At 70.6% G+C, this 2,599-nt stretch carries 2 protein-coding genes and 1 pseudogene; 2 read left to right on the top strand and 1 reads right to left on the bottom strand.

All coding sequences use genetic code 11. From position 1 onward, the window contains the following. Window positions 1-164: 164 nt before the first annotated feature. The gene (locus ACZ52R_RS43410) at window positions 165-476 is read right to left on the bottom strand and encodes a hypothetical protein (RefSeq protein WP_465625117.1); all 312 of its coding nucleotides are present in this window, start codon (window positions 474-476) and stop codon (window positions 165-167) included. A 102-nt stretch (window positions 477-578) separates the two neighbouring features. Between ACZ52R_RS43410 and ACZ52R_RS43405 the strand changes: the two genes are divergently transcribed. Both ACZ52R_RS43405 and ACZ52R_RS43400 read left to right on the top strand, forming a co-directional pair. Then, window positions 579-1,031 (top strand): hypothetical protein, encoded by a 453-nt coding sequence (locus ACZ52R_RS43405; protein WP_465755569.1) that lies wholly within the window; start codon window positions 579-581, stop codon window positions 1,029-1,031. A 1,282-nt stretch (window positions 1,032-2,313) separates the two neighbouring features. Then, window positions 2,314-2,496: pseudogene (locus tag ACZ52R_RS43400) on the top strand (transposase); the annotation flags it as partial. Window positions 2,497-2,599 lie beyond the last annotated feature (103 nt).

The raw sequence follows: 2,599 nt of genomic DNA, 5'->3' as shown, positions 1-2,599 counted from the left end.
GTCACCCGCTCCCGCCTCGGACGCCTCACCCGCCAGGGCTTCCTCACCCAACCCGGACGAGGCATCTACCAGAAACGGACTTAACGTCCTCTGACGTGGCCCGAGCGCGCGCCATGAACACGGCGTCCCAACTCAGTCGGCCTCCATGGCGTCTGCCCGCCTCGTCAGGTCCGCCGCGATGCGATCCCAGTCGGTCCATGCAGCCACAAGTTCTCGGCAGCCTGGCGCATCAGCGCTGGCTCATCAGGTCGCTGCAGGAGCACCAACCGGTAGGACAGGTTGCGGACCCAGACCGGCAGACGACCATCGACCACGTGCGGGCAGAGCTCCCGGAGCATGGCGAGGATCGAATCCGCGTCAGCGAAAGTCAGTTCCTCGACGAAGTAGTGCTCCCGGTGGTCGAGGACGCACTCAGGTGTCGGTCCGAACTCGTTCCCGTAGAGACAGCGCGCGTGCTCCGTCAAGGTGCTGTGCATGTCTTGGAGCCTATGACGCCTTGATCCGCCGGAACGACCTTGGGCCGGTCCGGGCGATCATCTGCAGGGCGTCTCGGTGGTACTTTGACAATCGCGGGAGGGGTGGGAAAGCAGGTGGACAGAGACCGGCGGCGTGCAGCTGTCCTGGCGCTCCGCGAGCTCGGACGAAGCCACGACTACCGTGACCGGGCGGATGCCGGTCACGGCCTGGCAGGCTTCGCCGAGATGCAGGAGGCCCTCGGGCCATTGCTGGAGCTCGTGCTCGACCCCGGTGACACCTTCGTCACCCGGGTGACCGCGGAAGCCGTGCTTCGGCGAAAGGACAGGATTGGGCTGGCAGTAGTCGCCTCCGCACTGGCAGTTGCCGACTCCAATCACAGCGATTGGATCCACACCGCAGTCCTCGATGTGTTCAGCATCTTCTCCGAGGACCGGGACAACGCGATGCAGCTGTGCGAGGAGATGCTGCGGGACACTGACGACCGCGTTTCCCTGGGGGCTCGTCAGCTGCACGAAATCCTGGCCGAGATCGACCCCGTTCTTCGCCCCGTGTAGCACGCGGTGGACACTGCCGTGAGAGCGCAGGTGCTCGAATCTCCACCCGGGCATCCTGCCGGGCCGGCTCCACGAGCGGACCTGCACTTCGCCGGCTGTTGATCGGGAACGCGTCGGCGCTCAGTGTGCTGGCTCGGCGCTGGTTCGTCCGGCATCGCGACGAAAGTCAGTGGCCGGCATGTCCGCACTGTTCTGGGGGCTCACCGTGCTGGAGATCACCCACTACAGCCGCCACCGCGCCCACGTGTAGCACTCCGGACAACGGCCGACGAACGCCGCAGCAGGCGGCCCGCGCAACCCACGCGCGGGCCGCCTGCCGTCTCCGCCCGGCCGCCCCGCCCACGGCCCGCCGGTACTGCGCCGGCCGCCGCGGCCCCGGGGCCGCACCCGCGCCGGACGGCTTTCCGACCGATGGCCGGACCTGGCCACCGCCGTCTGACCGTCCGGCCTCCCGCGCTGCTCTGCCGGCCTCGCGTCCGAGGCCTGTCCTTCGGACGGTAGTCGTGCGGGGGCGTGTGGTCGCGGCCGCTCCTAGCGTCGGGAGCATGACGGAGGAGAACACGGCGGTGGTGGGGGTGCGGTCGGCGCAGGAGGTGTTCGCCGCCCTGGAGGGGCTCGACGCGCGGTGCCGGCCGTTCACCGAGTACGAGCAGGGACTGCTGGAGGCGTACCGGTGGGCGGTCGGCGCGCGGATGCCCGCGCCGGTGACGACCGCCGCCATGGCAGGCCCATCGGGGCCGCGCCGGGGCGCAGCTGCTGGCCGAGTGCCAGGCCGCGGCCGTGGCGCTGCGCACCGGAGCGGCTCGGACGGAGGCGGCGCGGGTGGCGGATGCGGAGCGGATGCTGGGCTCCTACACGGCGCTGGCCCGGTTGTGTGGCCACCATGACGACCGGCCCTGAGCGGCGGCGACACCTGCCGCCGGTCCGGGCCGGTCGCACGCCAGAAGGAACCGGGTGGTGCTGGCGCCCGGTGTGCCGGTCGGCGTCGTTCACCGGGCCGTCGCGCGCATTTGCGTTGTGCACCGCCGGTGCGGGCGGTCGCGTGCCCCGGCGGCCGCGGCGCCCGATAGCCGGCGCGCGAGTCTTCCGTGTTCCGCGCGGCGCAGGGGTGCCTGGTTGCCGGCGCGGGCTGCGGTTGGTCAGTTGTGGCTGGTGCGGGTGAGGGTGTCCGTAGGGAGGCGGATGGCGGCTTCGGTGTCGGCGAGTTCGTCGTCCGTGGGCGGGGTAGCGCCGAAGGAGCGGCCGCCGGGGGCGTCCAAGGCGCGCCAGTGGAGGACGGGTGCGAGGTGTGCCCCACGGTCCCAACCGGGGTGCCCACGGTTGGGTCGTCGAGCGCACCATCGCATGGCTCCACGGCTTCCGCCGCCTGCGCATCCGCTGGGAACGACGCGACGACATCCACGAGGCCTTCCTCGGCCTCGCCACCTGCCTGATCGCCCACCGGCACGTCCAACGCCGTTGTTAGGACCTCTTAGAGGACGTTAAGTCCGTTTCTGGTAGATGCCTCGTCCGGGTTGGGTGAGGAAGCCCTGGCGGGTGAGGCGTCCGAGGCGGGAGCGGGTGACATT

It is taken from the genome of Kitasatospora sp. NPDC034023 (assembly GCF_055575795.1).
The sequence above is the reverse complement of the archived record's forward strand: the minus strand, read 5'-3'. Positions and strand labels throughout refer to the sequence as shown.